The organism is Pedobacter sp. MC2016-24 (assembly GCF_015223055.1).
Taxonomy (GTDB): Bacteria; Bacteroidota; Bacteroidia; order Sphingobacteriales; family Sphingobacteriaceae; genus Pedobacter.
Genome location: NZ_JADFBX010000003.1, coordinates 1 through 19,894, shown reverse-complemented (window position 1 = coordinate 19,894; position 19,894 = coordinate 1). Strand labels below are relative to the sequence as shown.

Annotated in this window: 14 protein-coding genes; 4 read left to right on the top strand and 10 right to left on the bottom strand. The window is 42.0% G+C overall.

The features are described 5' to 3' along the window. Positions 1-107 precede the first annotated feature (107 nt). A complete protein-coding gene (locus IM797_RS08505) occupies positions 108-1,043 on the top strand; it encodes an NADP-dependent oxidoreductase (RefSeq protein WP_194126694.1) in 936 nt (311 codons plus the stop codon). A 51-nt stretch (positions 1,044-1,094) separates the two neighbouring features. Beyond that, positions 1,095-2,330, top strand: coding sequence for an MFS transporter (locus IM797_RS08500; protein ID WP_194126693.1), 1,236 nt, complete (start codon positions 1,095-1,097; stop codon positions 2,328-2,330). On the opposite strand, the gene IM797_RS08495 is transcribed toward IM797_RS08500, so the two are convergent. Beyond that, positions 2,245-3,462, bottom strand: coding sequence for an MFS transporter (locus IM797_RS08495; protein ID WP_194126692.1), 1,218 nt, complete (start codon positions 3,460-3,462; stop codon positions 2,245-2,247). The two genes, IM797_RS08500 and IM797_RS08495, sit on opposite strands and share 86 nt — an antisense overlap. An 85-nt stretch (positions 3,463-3,547) precedes the next feature. Here IM797_RS08495 and IM797_RS08490 point away from each other — a divergent pair, with 85 nt between their 5' ends. Both IM797_RS08490 and IM797_RS08485 read left to right on the top strand, forming a co-directional pair. After that, positions 3,548-4,399 carry an AraC family transcriptional regulator gene (locus IM797_RS08490; protein ID WP_194126691.1) on the top strand — a complete coding sequence of 284 codons (852 nt, stop codon included), beginning with the start codon at positions 3,548-3,550 and terminating at the stop codon, positions 4,397-4,399. Positions 4,400-4,470: 71 nt separating this feature from the next. Further along, positions 4,471-5,514 carry a hypothetical protein gene (locus tag IM797_RS08485; protein WP_194126690.1) on the top strand — a complete coding sequence of 348 codons (1,044 nt, stop codon included), beginning with the start codon at positions 4,471-4,473 and terminating at the stop codon, positions 5,512-5,514. On the opposite strand, the gene IM797_RS08480 is transcribed toward IM797_RS08485, so the two are convergent. The 9 genes from IM797_RS08480 to IM797_RS08440 form a co-directional block, all read right to left on the bottom strand. Continuing rightward, positions 5,515-6,918 (bottom strand): TlpA disulfide reductase family protein, encoded by a 1,404-nt coding sequence (locus tag IM797_RS08480; RefSeq protein ID WP_194126689.1) that lies wholly within the window; start codon positions 6,916-6,918, stop codon positions 5,515-5,517. Then, on the bottom strand, positions 6,918-8,459 hold the full coding sequence (locus IM797_RS08475; protein WP_194126688.1) for an aspartyl protease family protein: 1,542 nt from the start codon (positions 8,457-8,459) through the stop codon (positions 6,918-6,920). The genes IM797_RS08480 and IM797_RS08475 overlap by 1 nt, the downstream gene beginning before the upstream one ends. Before the next feature lie 21 nt (positions 8,460-8,480). Beyond that, positions 8,481-10,115, bottom strand: a complete 1,635-nt coding sequence (locus tag IM797_RS08470; protein WP_194126687.1) for a S8 family serine peptidase — start codon at positions 10,113-10,115, stop codon at positions 8,481-8,483. Next, on the bottom strand, positions 10,115-11,749 hold the full coding sequence (locus tag IM797_RS08465) for a S8 family serine peptidase (protein ID WP_194126686.1): 1,635 nt from the start codon (positions 11,747-11,749) through the stop codon (positions 10,115-10,117). Before IM797_RS08465 ends, IM797_RS08470 begins: the two co-directional genes overlap by 1 nt. A 12-nt stretch (positions 11,750-11,761) precedes the next feature. Further along, complete coding sequence (locus IM797_RS08460) at positions 11,762-12,619, bottom strand: putative zinc-binding metallopeptidase (RefSeq protein WP_194126685.1); 858 nt, start codon at positions 12,617-12,619, stop codon at positions 11,762-11,764. Between the two features lie 17 nt (positions 12,620-12,636). Then, on the bottom strand, positions 12,637-14,118 hold the full coding sequence (locus tag IM797_RS08455; RefSeq protein WP_194126684.1) for a RagB/SusD family nutrient uptake outer membrane protein: 1,482 nt from the start codon (positions 14,116-14,118) through the stop codon (positions 12,637-12,639). A 10-nt stretch (positions 14,119-14,128) separates the two neighbouring features. Beyond that, a complete protein-coding gene (locus tag IM797_RS08450; protein WP_194126683.1) occupies positions 14,129-17,713 on the bottom strand; it encodes a SusC/RagA family TonB-linked outer membrane protein in 3,585 nt (1,194 codons plus the stop codon). A gap of 33 nt (positions 17,714-17,746) precedes the next feature. Beyond that, positions 17,747-18,922, bottom strand: a complete 1,176-nt coding sequence (locus IM797_RS08445; RefSeq protein WP_194126682.1) for a FecR family protein — start codon at positions 18,920-18,922, stop codon at positions 17,747-17,749. Positions 18,923-18,985: 63 nt separating this feature from the next. After that, a complete protein-coding gene (locus IM797_RS08440) occupies positions 18,986-19,549 on the bottom strand; it encodes an RNA polymerase sigma-70 factor (protein ID WP_194126681.1) in 564 nt (187 codons plus the stop codon). Positions 19,550-19,894: the final 345 nt, after the last annotated feature.

Genomic DNA, 19,894 nt, shown 5'->3' with positions numbered 1-19,894 from the left:
TAAGATTAGATCTCAAATATATCAACTATCATGCTTTGGTCAATCTATAGCGCAGATTAAAATCTTCATTTTATAACTTGTACTTTAGATTTCTAAAATTAAAACAGATGAAGAGCATAATTTTAAAGGATTTTGGTAGTGTAGATAACCTGACGATAACGGACCTCCCCATCCCCTCCTTACAGGAAGGCGAAGTATTGATCCGGACAAAAGCGATCAGTATCAACCCAATAGATTTGAAAACGCGTGCCGGCCGGGGTGCTTCAGCAGCCTTCAAAGACACCGATCCGATCATCCTGGGCTGGGATGTCTCCGGTATCGTCGAAACTTCAAAATCCGATCTGTTTAAAACTGGTGATGCCGTATTTGGCATGGTTAATTTTCCGGGACAAGGCAAAGCTTATGCTGAATATGTTGCCGCTCCCGCCAGTCATCTGGCTTTGAAACCTGACAACATCAGTCATGAAGCAGCTGCAGCGTCCAGCCTCGCAGCGCTAACCGTTTGGCAAATCCTGAAAAGTTATGCTAAAATTAAAAAAGGCGACCGTGTCCTTATCCATGCAGCAGCAGGAGGTGTAGGTCATTATGCTGTTCAAATGGCAAAATATCTGGGTGCCCATGTAATCGGGACTTCATCCGCAGCCAAAAAAGATTTTGTGCTGAGTTTAGGTGCTGATGAACACATTGATTACCAGAAACAGCCTTTAGAAGAAGCGACAAAAGATATCGATTTTGTTCTGGATAGTCTCGGTGGCGAAAGCATCGACCATTCCCTGAATGTGATGAAAAAGGGTGGTACCATTGTGAGCATTCCTTCCGGATTAAATGAGCAGGTTGGTGAAAAGGCTGCCGCCAAAGGCATGCATGGCTTTGCAACCAAGGCCTATTCAAGCGGTACCGATATGCAGGAAATCGCTGAACTGCTGAAAAATGGCCAGGTGAAGTCACACATCTCTCAAACCTTTAAGCTGGAACAAATGCGCGAAGCCCATTTGTCATTGGAAACTGGAAAAACACAAGGAAAGATTGTCCTGACTTTTTAGATCCTTAACTTTGCCTTCGCATTCAAGGGGTTAATAGTTTTTAGGGTTAATATGCAGTCAGATATACAAGCGGACACTTCTTCTTCGAAGGTCCCTTTAACAATAGCAAGTTTCGTTACTTTTACTTTTTTAGGTTATTTCACAATTGGTCTGGCCCTGGCCGTTTTGCCAGTGTTCATCACCAGGCAACTGGGATTCAGTACCATGATTGCTGGTATTGCCATCAGTATACAATACATTACCACATTTCTTTCCCGGGGCTATGCCGGAGGAATTGTCGATAAAAAAGGGCCTAAGCCTGCAGTGATCATGGGTATGATCGGTTTCGCCGCAAGTGGAATACTGCTGTTTATCGCTTACCTCTTTAAAGATGTTCCTGCCCTGAGCTTAGGCATTTTAGTCGTTACCCGCTTAATGACGGGTTTTGCAGAGGGATTGATCGGCGCGAGTCCGGTAAACTGGGCCATCATTGTGGTGGGCGATCACCATACGGCAAAGGCCATATCTTATAATGGCATCGCCAATTACGGGGCCATCGCGGCCGGAGCCCCATTAGGGGTAATTTTAAGTAACAGCTTTGGTTTGGGCAGCATTGGTTTCGTGATTTTAGCCGTCGGCATTATCGGTTATTTTTATGCCAGGACAAAAGTTGCAGTTAAAGGAAACAGTACTGCGCCACGCCAGCCATTTCTTAAAGTATTGAAAACGGTATCTCCCTATGGTATTTGCCTGGCCCTGGGCGGACTCGGATTCGGTACCATTTCAACCTTCATCACGTTGTACTACACTTCTCTAAACTGGGATGGGGCGGTTTTATGCCTGTCTGTTTTTAGCGTACTCTTTATCCTGGGACGCCTATTTTTTGGCGGATCCATTGACAAGAACGGTGGTATGAAAACCGCAATATTATGCCTTGCACTTGAAACGGTAGGCTTATTAATTTTATGGTTAGCCAATACACCGCACCTGGCTTTAGTCGGTGCAGGAATTGCAGGTCTTGGATTCTCGCTGGTATTTCCGGCCCTGGGCGTTGAGGCCGTTAAGCGCGTACCGGCATCCAATAAAGGAGCAGCCCTGGGCGGCTATGGCTTGTTCATCGACATTTCCTTAGGTCTTACGGGGCCTTTGGTTGGTGGTGTGGCCAGCCATTTCGGCATGATGTATATTTTTCCATTTAGCATGGGCGCTGTATTCATAGGCTTTATTTTAGCTGGACTGCTTGCTTACCGGCAGCAGCCACTGAACGATTCCGACGTTCAGACATCACAACGATCAACAACGCAATAAAACTCCAGACCAACATCTGGGTGGTAGAAAAATCCCAGCCACCGAGCTTCCAGCTCAGAAGTCCAAAATAAGTACCTATGGCTGCACCAATAAAATAAGTGGTCATATATATGGTATTTAAACGGCTGTGGGCATGCTCATGTAAACTGTATATCCGCGTAAAATTGGTGATTTGGGTAGCCTGCACACCGATGTCCAGGAAAAAGATACTGATGATCAACGCCGCAATGGAAAAAGGAAGTAGCTTGATCAGTAAAACACTACCGATAATCATGGAGATGGTGATCAACAAAGACTTATACGTATTCCCCTTATCTGCCAGCTTACCAAAATAAGGAGCAACCAGTGCACCTCCAATAGCAATGAGGCCAAATAAGCCAATGGTTCCGGCTTGATAATTCAATGGCGCAGCACTTAAGTGAAAGGTTAAGGTAGTCCAGAAAGAGCAGAACACACCAAAAGTAAAAGCGCCTAACAAAGCAGATTGCCGCAATACACTGTATTCTTTAACCAAGGATAGCGTAGATTTTAAAAGACTGCCATAGCTGCCTTTAAATTTCGGTTTAACTTCGGGCAGGTACAACTTCATCAAAATAGCCATGGTCAATACCATCACTGCAGAGATTCCGTAAACATAACGCCAGCCCAGCCATTGGGCGATGAGTCCGCTAATTACCCGGGCCCCCAATATACCAACCAGAATCCCACTGAATACCTTGCCTACCGTTTTACCCCGATTGACGCTATCGAGGGTAGCCGCCATGGGCAGAATAATCTGTGCAGGGACAGAAAATAAACCGATAAAAAAGCTGAGCGCACATATCGCCCATAAGGAAGAAACATAGCTGACTAAAATTAAGCTGAGTACCAGAAGGCCGCACAACAATAAAATCAGGTTCTTCCGATTTAGTTTATCGCCTAAAGGCAGCAAAAAGAACATCCCCAGGCCATACCCAAATTGGGCCAGCATGGAAATACGCCCCACCTCACTTTCCGTGGCATGCACGGATAAGCCAATTTCTTTTAAAATGGGTTGGTTGTAATAAATATTGGCGACAATCACGCCTGCCGAAACTGCCATCAAGGGAATAATGGCCGGGTGCATTTTTTTCTGTTCCTGATTCAAAGTCATCTGTTGTTATTTCCCGTACAAACCTACAGTCAATCGCAGATTTCAAATTGTACATTTTAACGATATATTTGTAAAAACTAATTCATTGGAACGATTCATTCAACACGACCCGCTTTTCATCAGGCATTTCAAAACCTTGCATTGGCCGTTCCCCATGCACAACCACAACCATTTCGAATTGATGTTTTTGCATTCGGGTGCTGGTTTTCATGAGCTCAACGGCGAGCGGAAGCCCTATCTGGCACCATGTCTGTTTTTTCTGGCCCCTGCTGATTACCACATTTTTAACGTCGTAGAAGAAACAGAATTCAGCGTCTTGAAATTCAGCAACAGTTATCTTGCTGGCGGGAACAATACTTCAGTAAATCAGGACTGGAATAAGTTGTTAGATCAATTGCTTGCGATTAGTGCTGTACAAGGCGCTTCCCTGGTTAAACCCAGCAGCGATCTGGATAAAATTGAGCAATTGATGCGCTTAATCGTCCTGGAATGGCAGGAATCTTTTAGCGCAGCGAATGAAGTGGTGCTGTCTCTAATCCGCGCTGTTTTTGCGTTAATCAAAAAGAATGCCTTTAGTCAGCACTTACCAGAACGACTACAGCCCGGCAACCTGTTTCTTTCCATCATGGATTATGTCCATCGCCACATTCATCAACCAGAGCAGCTACGGTTGGATGCCTTATCCACTCATTTCAACTTTTCGGCGAACCACCTGAGCGCCCTGTTTAAAAAGCAAATGGGTGTTTCGATCAAAAGTTATATTGACGACTATAAGTTTAAACTCATTGAAAACAGGTTAAAATTCAGCGACCTGATGATCAAGGAGATCAGTCTTGAATTTGGTTTTTCCGATTTGAGCCATTTCAACAAGTTCTTAAAAACACATGGCAATTTGGGGCCAAAAATTATCCGGCAGCAGAATAACCTACTGCATTAACTTGCCGTATGCCCTATTCATGAAGCATTGTTTACAGAAAAATGCTAAATTGAGCCTAAATTGCCTACCCCATGGAAGCACATGACGTTAAAATATCCCGTAAGAAGCCGATTTTCCCGGTTTCTGCAGCCTTACAAAAATACCTGCGGACTTACCAACGGGAATCAAAATTACCCATCACCTACCATGATCTGCTCCAATTTGATGAATCTTATCCGATCATGGACAAATACGGAAAGGATTCGCTGTGGGAAGGGCCAATTTATGCCAATGACCGGATAGAAGACTTACACAACGGTCTTAAAGTCATCTATGCCAACCTGAAAGCCTCGGGTAACCTTCGTATTGTACAGCATAAGTACATCGATAAAATTGAATACTGCACTTTTGGAAATACCAATCCTTTTCGCATTCGGATCGTCAACCGTTTAAATGATGTGTACGATTACTTTTACGTAAAAAAAGCAGATGCTTCGCGCATCTATGGCTTAGAACTGGAGGAAATTCTTTCACCCAATCAAGTCAATTACCTGGTAGACCGTGAAACCTTAATTGAAGAGCACATTGCCGGAATCCCCGGCGATGTTTTTACCAAAACCTATCTGCACAACCCGGAGTATAACCCTACCCGTATTGCCAAAGAATTTGTAAAGTTTAATGAACGTTGCCTGATCATGTTGTTGGGCGATATGCGTGCTTACAACTTCGTAGTGCAGATTACGCCAGATTTTGACGACATCCAATTCAGGATCCGCGCCATAGACTTTGACCAGCAATTTTACGAAGGAAACATCAAGGTATACTTACCACAATTTTTTAAGGAGAACTTCCCTTATGTAAAGTTGTGTATGGAACACCTAACAGACAAAACCTATCTGCAATATCAACAGGAGGAGAAATCAGCTTTATTACACCGCGTAAGGAGTGAGCGTCACCGTCTGGCCGACCTACGCGATGTGTCGAATACAGAAATACTGACTACTCCGGAAAACATTGAACAACTCAAAGCCGGAATGGCTGCATATTTTGCAGATCCCGGCTATATGGAATGTCAAACCATGACGGACATGATTGAACTGAACATCAAGAACATCATCCGTCAGGTTAAACTGTAATTATTTTAAAGCGGCTTTGATTAGCGGTTCGTATTCGTCGGTTGATGCACTTGGCGCATGGCTGACGATAACCTTTCCATTTTTATCGATTAAAATGTAACGCGGAATTCCTGTAATCGCATAATCGGTTTGAAAATTATTGCTCAACCCTTTTGGCGCATACAGATCCAGTCCGTTCATTCCCTTTGTTTTTAGAAAATCTGTCCATTTGGTTCTGGATTTCTCCTCATCGATGGAAATGCTCATGAAAACGATATTGGTATTGTTTTTATATTTTTCACGAAGCGCGAGGAATTTAGGCAGGGACTGCATACAAGGAACACACCAGGTAGCCCAAACATCAATGGCCACAATTTTACCCCTAAGGTCAGCCAGCTTATGCATTTTCCCCGCAGCATCCGGCAATTCGAAATCAGGCGCAGTCATTCTTGCCGCTGCAGCAAGATATTTCTGTTCTTCTGCATTGATCGTTTCGATTACTTTTGGATCGGTGATTTTAGTTCTGGCCAGTACAATTGCTTGTCTGATTTCGTCATCCAAACCCAAGATCGACAGGTGATAAATGATCGCCTGTGCCACCTCCGCAGACATCACCCGTTCATTGCTGACATGGTTCAACAACCAGGTAATGCGCTTTGCCGAAGCATTGTCTGCAATCGCATAGTCGTTCCGGTCTGCACCCGCCCGGATTTGCATCAACTTATAATAATTTGCGGCCCCACCTCTGACAGCGATTTGCTTAAGCCCATTCCAGCCAATGCTGTTCAGATTAACCCGGTCCAGTACTCTGTAAAAAGCATCATCTGGCTTTACCGATTTTGCCCGTGCTAAATACCTGAGCCTCGATTCTACAGACCTCATGTCATTTAAAAACGAAGCAATTTCCTGCAGGTCTTTATCCCTCGTGGTTTTTAATATGTAGACTTTGTTCTCCTTATCCAGTGATTCAATTGCTTTAAAAAATATACTAGAAGTATCTCCCCCGTATTTCTTACTGAAATCCGTCCACCTGATGTAAAGTTCGGCAATCAAAAAGTTCTCCTTACTCCGCTTGCCGGCAACAGCCAATTCGTTACTCGCCGTTAAGGCATCAGAACTTACCATTGCCCCATTTTTTTGTTCGGGAAGCGTGATTTCTACCGTTTCATCCGGATACAGATAAAAGGGAATGTTACTGATCCAATAAACGAGTGGCTTTTTGGCATCAATCTCCAGGTTAAAACTCCCTGTTTCATCCAATTCAATCGATTTTTGCAGTACAGGGCCCTTGGCATCATAGGCATCAATGAAGAAACCTGCAGACTTTCCGTTCGCCCCAATCCTTTTCCCTTTAATGGTGAGTGCCTCAGCTTCAAAAACGAAACATAAAAAGGCTATGATTAATAATAAACAGTAAATACGCATCAGACACTTAATTTTTTAAGGGTAATTATTTGGACAGTTTGACCTCTTTTTACTTCCAGCTTCAGATCAGCTTTATTCAGGGTCTTTAACTCTTTTACAATGTCATTGAGTACCGCAGGAGCATTTCCATTGACCTTAAGGATCTGATCGTCATTTCTTAAACCAGCCAGATAGGCCTTTCCCATAGTATTTAAGTTGCTGACCACAAACTGCTCTGCCCCAAGCCATGACAAGCCCAGTCCCAGTTGGTATACAGGTACAAATGGATCGTTAAAAGTTCCATTAGGGCTCATTGAAACGACGGATTGCTGATTGTTAAACAGCATATTGAAACGGTCTAAAATACCCATACCCAATAAGCCAGCTTCCCTTTGGGCAGTCAATTGTGATTCGGGCTCTGCAGAAACAGAAGCCTGAGGATTGTTTAAAGTATAACCTCCCAATTTTACCCCTTTGATTTTTCCGGTCATGCTTTCGCTCTGATGGCCTGCCAGGTCAAGTGATTTGCTGCTCATTACCTGTTGCAAACCATCCTTTATTTTATACTTAAAATTGTAAAATCCGTTGACAGCTAATCCTGCACCAGCACCTGTGTCAAATAAATACTCCCCAATGTGACTTTCTCCCTCCGTGAATATATTCAATTTAATTTTCGGTGTCCCGCTGCTAAACCGCATCTTAAATTGCGCTGATTGCCCGGGTTTCCAATCTAAATTCCCACCATTGTAAATGTTGAGCTGATTCTGATCCAGGTCTACTTCTACCAACAGGTCCCGAAGCAGGTCCTGACCAATGATCCCCGCTACAGGCAAGCCAAAAATGCGCGTAAAGCCAGACATGTCAGAGGTAATGCCATTCACCGCTTTCACATTGACACCCCCCACCGTAAACACTGGATCAATAAAAGTCTGAAAACTACCGATTCCACTGGAAGAACCAACTTTTAATTTATCCGTTTCCGTTTTTAAGCCCAGCTCTGCGGCTGTTTTAGTGTCAACAACTGTAATGGCTGCACCAGTATCAAAAAGGAAATTCAGGTCGCGACTCCCATTTACTTTGACTTTAATAAACATCATTCCTGCAGAACGGGTAATGGTTACATGGATTGCGCTTGTAGGCTTAGCCAACTCATAAGCTACCGGATCCGGGTTTTCCAGCAATTGGTCAAAAATCCCCAATCGTTCTATTTCCAGGTATTCATTCAGCTTTACTTTTCCGACCAAAGCATTTCCACCTGCCATGGTAAGTTTTATACTGGCATATACCTTACCGTTTTTCTGTTCAATATCAGCAAATTTAACATCTTCAAATTTGGCTTGCGACAAGAGTTGGGGCACGACCTTGTCGGTCTGATCAGCAGGATACTTACCCACCCTAAACTGACTACTCAACAGAACCTTTAACGATTTATACTCACCCTTCTGCAATTTCTCGCCCAGCTGCTTCAGTACATATTCGATTTGCACCATGGGTTGTTCCTTACTCCATACAGCAGTGTACTGAAACAGGAAGAGCGCAGCAACAAATATTAGTTTTTTCATATGATTTATCATTCCTGACAATTATTTAGACATCTTTTCTGCAAGTTTCAGGGCTTCATAGGCATTCACAATGCCACCGCTTACTGAAATCTGGCCCAGTTCTTTGCCCGCAGCATTACCTTCCGGAACTTTGGTTACCGTTTGCATCAATATGGCTTTAAGCTGTACCGCTGTCAATTTCGGATAATACGATTTAATCAATGCAGCTATTGCTGCCACAATTGGCGATGCCATACTGGTACCATGAATTTTACCGTACATGCCTGCTACCGGAGTTATGGTCGTATAAATATTAAAACCCGGAGCAAATAAATCAACAGACTTTTTTCCATAATTAGAGAAGCCCATAATCTTACCCTTCAAATCAGTTGCTCCAACCGTGATCACATGCTTAGCTTCTTTACCATTTAAATAAAACTGCGTCGGATAAAAAGGTCTTACATCTGTATTTTGAGTCACATTACCTGCTCCCCTAACCATCAGCACGCCTTTTTTCTCTGCATATTGAATGGCTTCATCCACCATTTGCTTTTTAGGCGAAATGCTTTTTCCAAAACTCATATTGATGATATCCGCACCATTGTCAACCGCATAGCGGATGCCATTTGCCACATCCTCATCGTATTCATCACCAGCAGGCAAGACCACACGAATCATCATGATCTCCACATCATCGACAATCCCGGTTGCGCCAATATCGTTGTGACGATTGGCGGCAATGATCCCCGCCACTGCAGTTCCATGATCCACTGATGCAAAATTCAGGAAACCATTGCCATAAAAACGACCTTCACGATTAGGCAAACCTTCATAAATCAAGGCCCTGTAGTCTCCCTGAGCACTTTCCAGGTAGTCCTGATAATTGCGTTCCGCAGATTTTGTCATGCTGCGTTTTAAAGACTGGATCAGTTTACTTACTGAATCTGTCGGTTTCCATTCCTGGCCTCGTCCCAGATTGTTCAGACTCATCATCAACAAGTTTTCTGCTTTTTCTGCTGCAGGAGGCTGGTATTGGTCAATGTCTGCTATAGTAGGAAAATGACCTGCACCGTTTTTCTCCATACCCGATTGAATGTTATCCAGCGCCTTCATCGTACCCGGAAGTCTTCTTAAATTTTCTTCAGCCACCCCCAGGTAAGATTCTTTTCTGGCCAGATTGAAATATTTTTTTTCGTCTGGAGTTAATTTAGCAGTGTCCTTTCCTTTATACCATTGTGAAAGCCGATAATACTCACGATCAGCCTCTTTAACGCTTTTCATGACATTCTTTTTCGGGTCTTTGTTACCTAAAAAATTCCAGCCATGTATGTCATCGACATAACCGTTATGATCATCATCAATGCCATTTCCGGCAATTTCTTTGGGATTGGTCCATATTTTCCCTTGCAAATCGGGGTGGTTCAAAGCAATTCCTACATCCATAATGGCAACCAGGACTTTTTTCTTTGGTGTTTTACCTTTTAACAGCGCTTCGTAGGCTTTATTTACACCTGTTCCATAAATGCCTTCTTTGTCGTACGACATCAGGTGCCAGGATTCAGGAGTATCATCGGCCTTACCAGGCGTCATTGTTCCTTTTCTAAGCGTTGGTGCCTGGGCATAAACCAATGCGGGGGCGATCAGGCCAAGCAGGAATACAAATTTTATTAATTTCATCAGGGTTTAATTTGAGCAGCTAGTTTTAAAGCTTCGTATACATTGACAATTCCTGCACTTACTGATTCTTCTGCAAGTGACTTTCCTTTTGCAGCAGGCACAACTGGTTTTGTGACAGATTGCATCAGGACATCCTTCAATTGGACGGCGGTAAGATTTGGATAATAAGAAAGCATCAGGGCTGCAGCACCTGCAACAACCGGTGAGGCCATACTGGTACCTTCTTTAAAAGCATATTTCCCGCCAGCAACTGAGGAATAGATTTTAACACCTGGTGCAAAGACATCTACTGATTTCAGACCATAATTGCTAAAACCAGCCTTATTGCCCGTCATATCCGTAGCACCAACGGTAATTACGTTTTTAGCTACAGTTCCATCTGCTAAAAACTGGCTCGGATAAAAAGGCGTCACATCGATGTTGGCACCATCGTTTCCAGCTCCTCTAACCAGCAATACATTTTTTTGTGCAGCATATTTTATGGCATCGTCTACCAGTTTCTTTTGCGGAGACAGGTATTTGCCAAAACTCATGTTGATGATTTTAGCGCCGTTGTCTACTGCATACCTGATGGCATTGGCAATGTCCTGATCGTATTCATCCCCACCAGCAAGTAATACCCTTAAGCCCATAATTTCGGCGCTCGGGGCAATCCCCTGTAATTCGCCATCTGGCTGAGGTGTTGCAGCAATAATTCCTGCAACATGGGTACCATGATCTGGCGAACCCACATTCAGGTTGCTGTTGCCATAGTGATTACCTGTTGTATTTGGTTGTCCGGCATAGATCACCTCACGGTAATTCCTTGCAGCAATCAGCCATGCATTTGGATAATCTTCTTCAAAACCATTCTTTAGAAAATCCACTGAGTTGTAAAGTTTAGTTGCTGAACTGGTATTGTCCATTCCCGAAGCACTTCCACGAGTTTGCAAGTACCATAAGGCCAGATTAAATCCCGGATCATTCTTAGGAGGAACAATGGCATATACATCAGCAAACGTTACCGCTCTATCTTTGATCTGGGCTGTAAGTGCATCCAGTACTCTTTTAATATCTTTTAACAAATTAACCCGCATCGAAGAATTGGGATCTTTTTTATACAAGGCAGAATATTTTCTAACCAGATCAAGGTATGCCCTTTCATTTCCTTTCAGTAAGGTAGTATCTCGACCTTTGTAAAATTTGGTTAAACGCACATATTCACGGTCAGCTTCCAGATTTCCTTCCTCCACATTGACATCTGCTTTTTTTCCACCCAGGAAATTCCAGCCGTGTACATCATCGATATAGCCGTTCTTATCATCGTCCATTCCGTTACCCGGAATTTCCTTTTTGTTCGTCCAAAGGACTCCTTTTAAAGCTGGGTGATTGGTATCTATACCGACATCCAAAACGGCTACAATCACCTTACTTGCTGTTTTTCCTTTCAGCAATTCTTGGTAAGCTTGTTTTGCCTGGATACCGTAAACGGTATCTTTTGCAAAACCTTTTAAATACCAGTCTTTAGGGGTTAAGTCTGCTTTAACCTGCTGTCTTTCTTTTGTTTCGGCTTTCACTTTCAGTCCGCTAGCTACCTGCGCCTGAACAAGCGCAGGTAGGCAAAACAGACCAATGTATATCAGGGATCCTCTCATCGCTCGTATAGCTTAGATTACACCTGCATTTCCTATTGCCTGCAAGTCAATGTTGTATTTCGTTTTATAATAATTGACAATGAAATTGTATTTCTTCTTGATCAATCCTGCAGTATCATTAGTTGGGCTTAATATTGATGCATCAAGCTCCGCCTTTGTTTTAGAAGTGATTAATCCAACATAAGACAAGAAGTCTTTATTTAGTTTATTATCCCCAATGGCTACTACATAATTCACATACCCCAATGCATAGTAATTTGTAAATGTGGCTGCAGTTGTATAATTCGTAACTGCAGCGAAATCGGCTGGTACATCCAATTTTCCCCGGCTTAATATAAAATTGAAAAACTCAGCATGTAAACTATTCACATAAGTCTTCTTTTGTGGGTCAGTCATGCTATCAAAAGCCGCCGAAAAGTTGTTCAGTGTCATTTGATTAAAATTCGACAATACATTGTAGTTACTTGTAGGGGAAGCTTTAAGTCTTAGTTTCTGCCCCAATAGCACTTTAAAGGGCAAATTATTTTTTAAAAATTCATCAGAATAATAATTTAGCCAGTTCCTTTTAATAAAGTTTAGAACCTTACCTACGTAGGCCTCATCAGCCTCATCAACAAGATAAGATTCGTTAAAGCCTCCCGCCCCATAAACAGGATTCGCGGCAAAGTCTATGGCACTAAATTTATACAGAAAATAGCTTCCATATTTTTTATTTAGGTCTACCAGTTCCGGATCGTAATCATGATTACCTTGAGGCAATTGATATTGAATGGTTATTTCAGAAGGCTCAAGGGCAGCTTCCTTTTTCTTACAACCGGTGAGCGATAAACCAAATAGTATAATCAGGGTTAAATAATTTAAGATCTTCATCGTATCTAATGTTAAGATTATGGATTTTGAACAAGACTAGGATTGCGCTTTAATGCTTCTGCGGGTACATCCAGGGTATAACGACTATCATTCTGATTAAGCGTTACCGTTTGTACCACACCCGTTACCACCTGAATGGTATGGGTCATTTCGGACATTCCCCAACGACGTAAATCAAACCAGCGATGATCCTCTAAGCAAAGTTCACGTCTGCGTTCAGCTTTATAAAAAGTAAATAGGGCCTGGGGATCCGTTATAGTAATTGGTGCATAATTTGCTATTTTTATTCGATTAGAACGTAAATAATTGATATCAGCTAAAGCTTTGGTAAGGGCTGATCCATCACCTGCAATGGCTTTTTGAATATAAGCCTCGGCACGGTTCAGATAAGCTTCTGCCGTTCTGAAAGCTTTTCCATTACTGATTGTTGTATTTGCCGTAGAATACTTAGCAGAACCTGATTTATAACTCACAATTGCGCTTCCATCAATAAATGCAGTATTTCTAAAGCTATAAGTTAATCGCAGATCGGCTACCTCATAAGTATTAATGAAAGACTCAGAAACTGTAAATCCGGCTTTCGCTGCTACTCCTGCCGCTCCAGCCAAAGGCATTACAGTGAGCTCTGAGGAACTTCCATATCCCCATATTACCTCGGGGGAGGTCGCACCATAGGAAATTGGAAAAAGTGTCCCAATAACGGAGTTATATTGCTGAAGTGTAGGTTTCGCCTGTATAACCAGGTCTGAATACTTCAAACTTTCATCCCAGTTGCCCATATAAAGATAAACCCTGGATAACAATAGCTTAGCAGCCGTGGCATTAAATTTATAGACGTGATTGCTTTGCCCATTGGCATCCAATAGCGGCACTGCGGTCAACAAATCTTTTTCTATTTGTGCATACACTTCCTTAACGGTTGCTCTTGGCATCGGAGCATCCGAAACATCAGCGGTTAAGAGTATAGGGACACCTAAATCTGTTGTAGGATTTGTTGCAGTGCTGTAATAAGGTTTACCAAAAAGGTTAACCAATACAAAATAATAATAAGATCTTAAAGCTAAAGCCTGACCACGTAAATTGTCTTTCTCTGCTTGTGTTCCTTCTACCCCTTCCACATAATCCAAAACGACATTACAACCTTTAATTCTGTTATAATAATTGTACCAGGTATTATTCCCCGTTGGAGCCACCTCCACCAATTTGTCGATCATCTTTCGATCCCAGGTAAATACCGGGGCGTACTTATTCAAACCAGTAACAATGGTTGCATTCGCATTATAGTTCGATTGAATGTCATCTGTTAATAAATCTAGATAATCATTCAACGGTGCTGTTGTAGTTAAAGCGTAGGCTTCACCGGTCATCAACTGATTTAATGCTGCAGTGGTCGTAGGGCGAACCAAGTCTTGACTACTTTCTTCCAGAAAGCCTTTTTTGCAGGAAACGGCGTTTATTGTTAAGCAAATAAGCGCAAGTATTTTAAAATATTTTTTCATAATCTGCTTATTATAAACCGATGTTTAGTGATAATGAATAGGTGCGGGGAATAGGCAAGCTATTTCCGTTAACTTCTGGATCCTGACCATTTAAGCGTTTATCCGCGACGTAAAAAAGGTTGGTTGCAGAGAACATGAGCTGACATGATTTAAATCCATATTTTTGAATTTGTTTAGCAGGCACGATATAGCCTAGCGAAACATTTCTCAAACGTGCAAAACTGGCATCAACAACCCGGGCAGTAGAGTAATCATACATCGTTCTTAAATATGGTGTTTGAGAAGTTCCAGGAATTGACATGCTTGTGGAGGAAATGGGACCCGCGCTTGGTAGTGAAGGAATATTCGTGTACACTTCATCTCCAGGCTGACGCCACCTGTTTACCAATTCTCCGGAAAGATTCTGGAATGGATATGGTGCAGAACTTGCTGAAGTCGCTGTTGGATACAAAGCAGCCAATCTTTTCACATTTCCTGTGCTGATATATACGAAAGTGTTCAATGTAAACGATTTATATCTGAAGTTATTGGTCAATCCTCCAGTGAATTTTGGATCCAATTGGCCTGAATAGACCATTCCTTTAGTGATATCTGTTGCAGCCCCAGGATTTTTGCCAACGTCCAGTCCGTTAAATATCGGATTTCCATTGTTTGGATCCAGACCTGCGAAATCGAAAGAAAAAATAGCAGATGAAGGATAACCTTCTTTATACAAACCTCCAGAAGCTGCTGTTTGCCAATCATTCAATGAAACAGCACCTGAACGGAGTACATTTGTCGTTGTTTTCGAAGTATTGAAGCCAATATTCCAATTAAAATCAGCATTTCTGATTGCACCAATATTTATCGACACCTCAAAACCTTTGTTATTTACATTCCCAGCGTTGATCGGCATGGTTAATAATCCATATTCCAGCGGAATGGTTTTTTGAACAATTACATCGTAACCTTTCTTAATGAAATAATCAAAAGTCCCTGAAATGCGATTGCGAAAAAAAGCAAAGTCTAAACCGATATTGGTTGTTTTGTTCCTTTCCCACCTAAGGTCTTTATAAGCTAAACTTTTGATATAAAGTGCGGGATCTCCAGATACTGGATTGATGGATGTACCATCTGTTGGTATCCGGGCTACCAGATCCGGGCTAAAGTTTTCAGCGACATTACCCTGGAAACCATAACTCAACCTGGCCGATAATTGGTTCAGCCAGGAAAAGTTATCAAACCATTTTTCTTCGGCAATGTTCCATTTTCCACCGAGAGACCAGATTGGCAAAAACCTGTGATTGGAGTATTGACCAAAACGGTTAGATGCATCGGTACGGATATTCGCATTCAATACATATTTCTGATTAAAATTATAAGTAGCTGTACCGAAATAAGACAAGTAGTTAGATAGTCTATCCGTAATTACCGGAATCATGTTTGCATACAATGTATTAGGTAACGCCCCACCTACTCCAGTATAACTTAATGGAATCTGCACAAAAGATTGGCCACGATCTGGTAAATATCCGTAGTTAGTTTGATTTAAGCCATCATATTTTGAACTTCTGATTTCCTGACCAACCATTACGCTTAATCCGTCTTTACCCGATCGTAGCCGCTTGCTGTAAGCCAAACTATTTCGAAATGTAACCGATTGATTGCTTACTGAAAATGCATTGTACACACCACCAACTGGAAGCGGTGAGGAAAGATAAGCTACAGAGCCAGGTACAGCTGTCCCATATTCATAACCACGCGTAGTAGTGATGTAATTTGATAGCTCCGTAGCGTAGGTAGTGGCTAGCGTTTGGTTATATCCGAAACCCAACAAAGATTGGAATGTGAAATCCTTGAGGAATTTATATTCAAGGTTCGCAGCCATATTAATGGTATTCATTTTATTCGTATTCCCCGTTTGGGACAATTCGTTTAAAACATTGTATTTGTAAGACCCAGATCGTGTATTGGGTGCAGCATAAAAATATGGAGTGCCATCTTCATTAAATGCAGAGATTGTTCTACTGGTATTAAAAGCATAATTGAAAGGATCAACCTGATAAAAGCCTTGGGTATTGCTTTTTGACCCATTCAACTTCATTCCTATACGCAAGTTATCGGTTAAACTACTGTTGATATTTACAGATGCAGTATACCTTTTTTGCTCATTACCTTTGGTATTTCCCCTATCATTCATATAGCCCAAAGAGCCATAATAAGTTGTTTGATCTGACCCACCTGAAATACTCAAACTGTGTGTCTGGCTAAAAGGAGCTTGAAATAATAAATCAAACCAATCGGTGTTGTTCGTTTCTAATTTATTTACCCTTGAAACAAACTGGTCTTGTGTAATGGTCTTGTCAAACAAATTGGCAAGTAAGCCTTCGTAGGAAATTGGATCAGGAGTTACTGCAAATTGTAAACCCCGCGCATATATTTCTTTAGATACATCAATTCTCTCTTTAGAATTCATCAGGTTAAACTGACCATAATTTGGTTTTTGAGCAGTGGTTAAATTGGTCGAATAACCAATGGTTGGCTTACCTGACTTACCTTTCTTCGTGGTAATCACAATTACACCATTGGCTGCTTTGACACCATAAATCGCTGTAGATGAAGCATCTTTCAACACGGTAATATCCTCAATATCATCCACGTTCAAGAAAGCAACAGTGCTTCCTACCAGATTTTTAATCGCATCATTAGACGTCTGTGAACTAATTGAGTTCAATTGCTGGTAATCGAAAGGAATAGGATCTTCCTGGATAATACCATCAACCACCCATACGGGCTCCTGACTACCCAATAAGGTTGACGTTCCCCTAACCCTTACTTTAGGTTTTGAACCTACTAAACCTGAAGAATTGGTCACAGCAACCCCAGCCAATTGTCCCTGCAATAATTTATCGATCTGATTGGTTCCTGCAATTTTGATATCTTCCAGTTTCACTGTAGCTGTAGCGCCCACCAAATCTCGTCTGGAAATGTTCTGATAACCCGTAACCACCACCTCATTCATCATGCTGTTGTCTTCCTGCATGGTTACGTTTCTGGTCACCAGCTTCACATCCCCAACTGCTGTTAGCGGCAATGTATGCGGTTTCATCCCAATAAAGCTGAATTTAATGGTAGCACCTTTATCTACCGAGATCACATACTCCCCATTACTGTTGGAAGTTGTTCCCGTTTTGGATTGGGGTTCTACAATGTTCACCCCTGGAATGGGTAAACCTTTATCATCGGTTACTTTCCCTGAAACCTTGATTTTCAATGTCGGGCTACCAATCTGCGTAACCGGCAGACTGATGACCACTACATTTTTTTCGATACTGAACTTCATTCCTGTTCCTTCCAGGATGAGGTTAAGCACTTCACTGATTGTTTTGTCCTTTACTGAGAGCGTTACCGAGGCGAATTTGTTCAATTCATCTTCGTTGTAAAAGAACTCCATGCTGGTTTGCTTTTGCAAAGCCTGTACAGCAGCAGATCTTTTGGCATTTTTAAGGTTTAAGGAAACCTTTTGAGTTTGTGCATGGGCTGTCAAACTGATTACACTGCATACAAGTGCAAGTAAAAAACAGCTAAGCCACGCTTTTGGTAAAATTCTCATCATTCTTGCTTAGGTTGTTGGTTAACGATTGATATATTATTGGTTTTTAGGGATTTCTTTGATGTAAATGGTCTGGTTCCTGACCTCAATATTTACAGAATTGGTTTTTTCTATGATGCTGAGCAGGGTTCCGACCTCGTTGTATTTTCTTAACTTTCCGCCGAAGTGCACTTGTTTTAGCCTTTCGGATTCAAACACAATATTGTAGTCGTACCAGCGGCCCAATTGTTCCATCACGTCTTTCAATTCGCTGCTCTGGAAAATCATCCAGCCATCTTTCCAGGCCACATCCGCTTCTACGTCAATGTTTTCTTTACTGAGGTTTGCAGATTGTACATTGAAAGTCGCTTGCTGGTCGGGCAATAGATCCAGGCTTTTACTACCTGCGTTGATTTGCACATGTCCTTCAACAAGGGTTGTTTTGATGTTTTTTGAATAAGTATTCACGTTAAATGAGGTACCCAATACTTTGATGGCCATGCTGCCAGAATGCACGATGAAAGGCACTTCTTTATTTTTACTCACTTTAAAATAAGCCTCACCACCCTCCAGATAAACTTCCCTGGTCGTTGCGCCGTTAAAGTTCACCGGGAAGCGCAGTTTACTTTCTGCGTTTACCCATACCTGGGTTCCATCAGCAAGAACCAGTTTATATTCGCCACCTCTAGGCACCCTGAGTTCATTGAATTGTGTTGACGCTTGTATTGTTTGGTTGGCGGTATATTTTAAGGCGGTTGAATCCAGGTTTTCTACATTTGCACCCTGTACATTTTTAAGTTTGCTGAGCGCAGTCTGCTGATTCAAGCCCAGCTCTTCTCCATTAGCCAATACCAGCGTTGCCCGTTTGTGATCCGTAGCGGCTAGTTTAGAAAAATCATTTGCAGTAGTACCAGGTTGTTTATTGCTCCAGTAATAAAGGGCGGCAATGGCGAAAACTGGAATGAGCGCTGCCGCAGCATACCTGATCCAGGAAGGATACAGTTTCTTTGTTAGCGGTTGTAGATTCAGCTCTTTCCAGGCCTGATCTTCATCGACCTGGTTCATGAGGTTTACGGATCTGAACAGCAAGCCGTCATTTTCCAGGTTGTCGATCAATTCAAGTTCTTCAGGAGAGAGCGTCTCCAAAAGCATTTTCATGCGGGCAGAATCCAGCGAGATGCCTTTTTCTTTTGCACGTAAGATTTGTTCCCAATTTGTTTGATTTGACTCCATAATAGGTGATTGTTACTATTATGTTATCAAAAAATCAATTTAGGGTGACAGCAGGAAGAAATTTTATTTAATTATTTCAGAAAACAGGATAGAAAATACAATTACACTCAATGGATCGTCAGCAACCTGGGCTTTTAAGGCAGCATAAGCACGTTTCATTTGGGTTTTTACGGTGTTCACAGAAATGTCGTATTTTTCTGCGATTTGTGCATAAGACAAGCCATCCACTACATATGCCAGAAATACTTTTTTGCGATCTGCAGGTAATTGATCCACCATTTGCATCACGCGGATATCGATGTGTTCTCTTTGTAATAGTTCTTCTTCGTTATCCTGATAAACCTCATCCAATTCTGCTTCTGTAAAGATCTGTAGCTTGTCTTGTTCTTTTTTATCTCTTTTTAGGTACAGCAGACTCAGGTTGCGAACAGCCCCGGAAGCATATGACCGGAAAGAGGCTTGAATGTTGACCTCATTTCGTCTTTGCCAGAGGTTCATGAAAAATTCCTGCACCAGGTCTTTGGCCACATCTTCATCTTTTACGATCTGGAAAGATGTAAGACACAGGAATTTGTAGTTCGCTTTGAAAAAGGCCTCAAATTCAGAGATATCAAGTGGGCTGTTCATTTGACATACAATATTAGTGAATTTTCTTGCCTTTGATTAAGAATTAAGAAATCTCTACCATAAAAAGACTGAGATAAGCGTTGATCTTACCGAGGATTTGGGATTTTTATTGGAGGCTTTAGTAACGTATATGCCAAGATTGATATGGACCTGATATGCCCCGTATTTGGAAGCACTTTTCTTTCGAATTAGTCGAAGGAGAGTCGGACGAGAGTCGAACAAAAGCCGACGTAGTTAATAGCATGGTATCACGTGCATAAGGGGTGCAATTCAGGGCCGAAAAAATTTGATTGTTGAGCTGGAAACGGGTTATTTTCAGTTTAAAATCAACTGCGAATAGCCTAT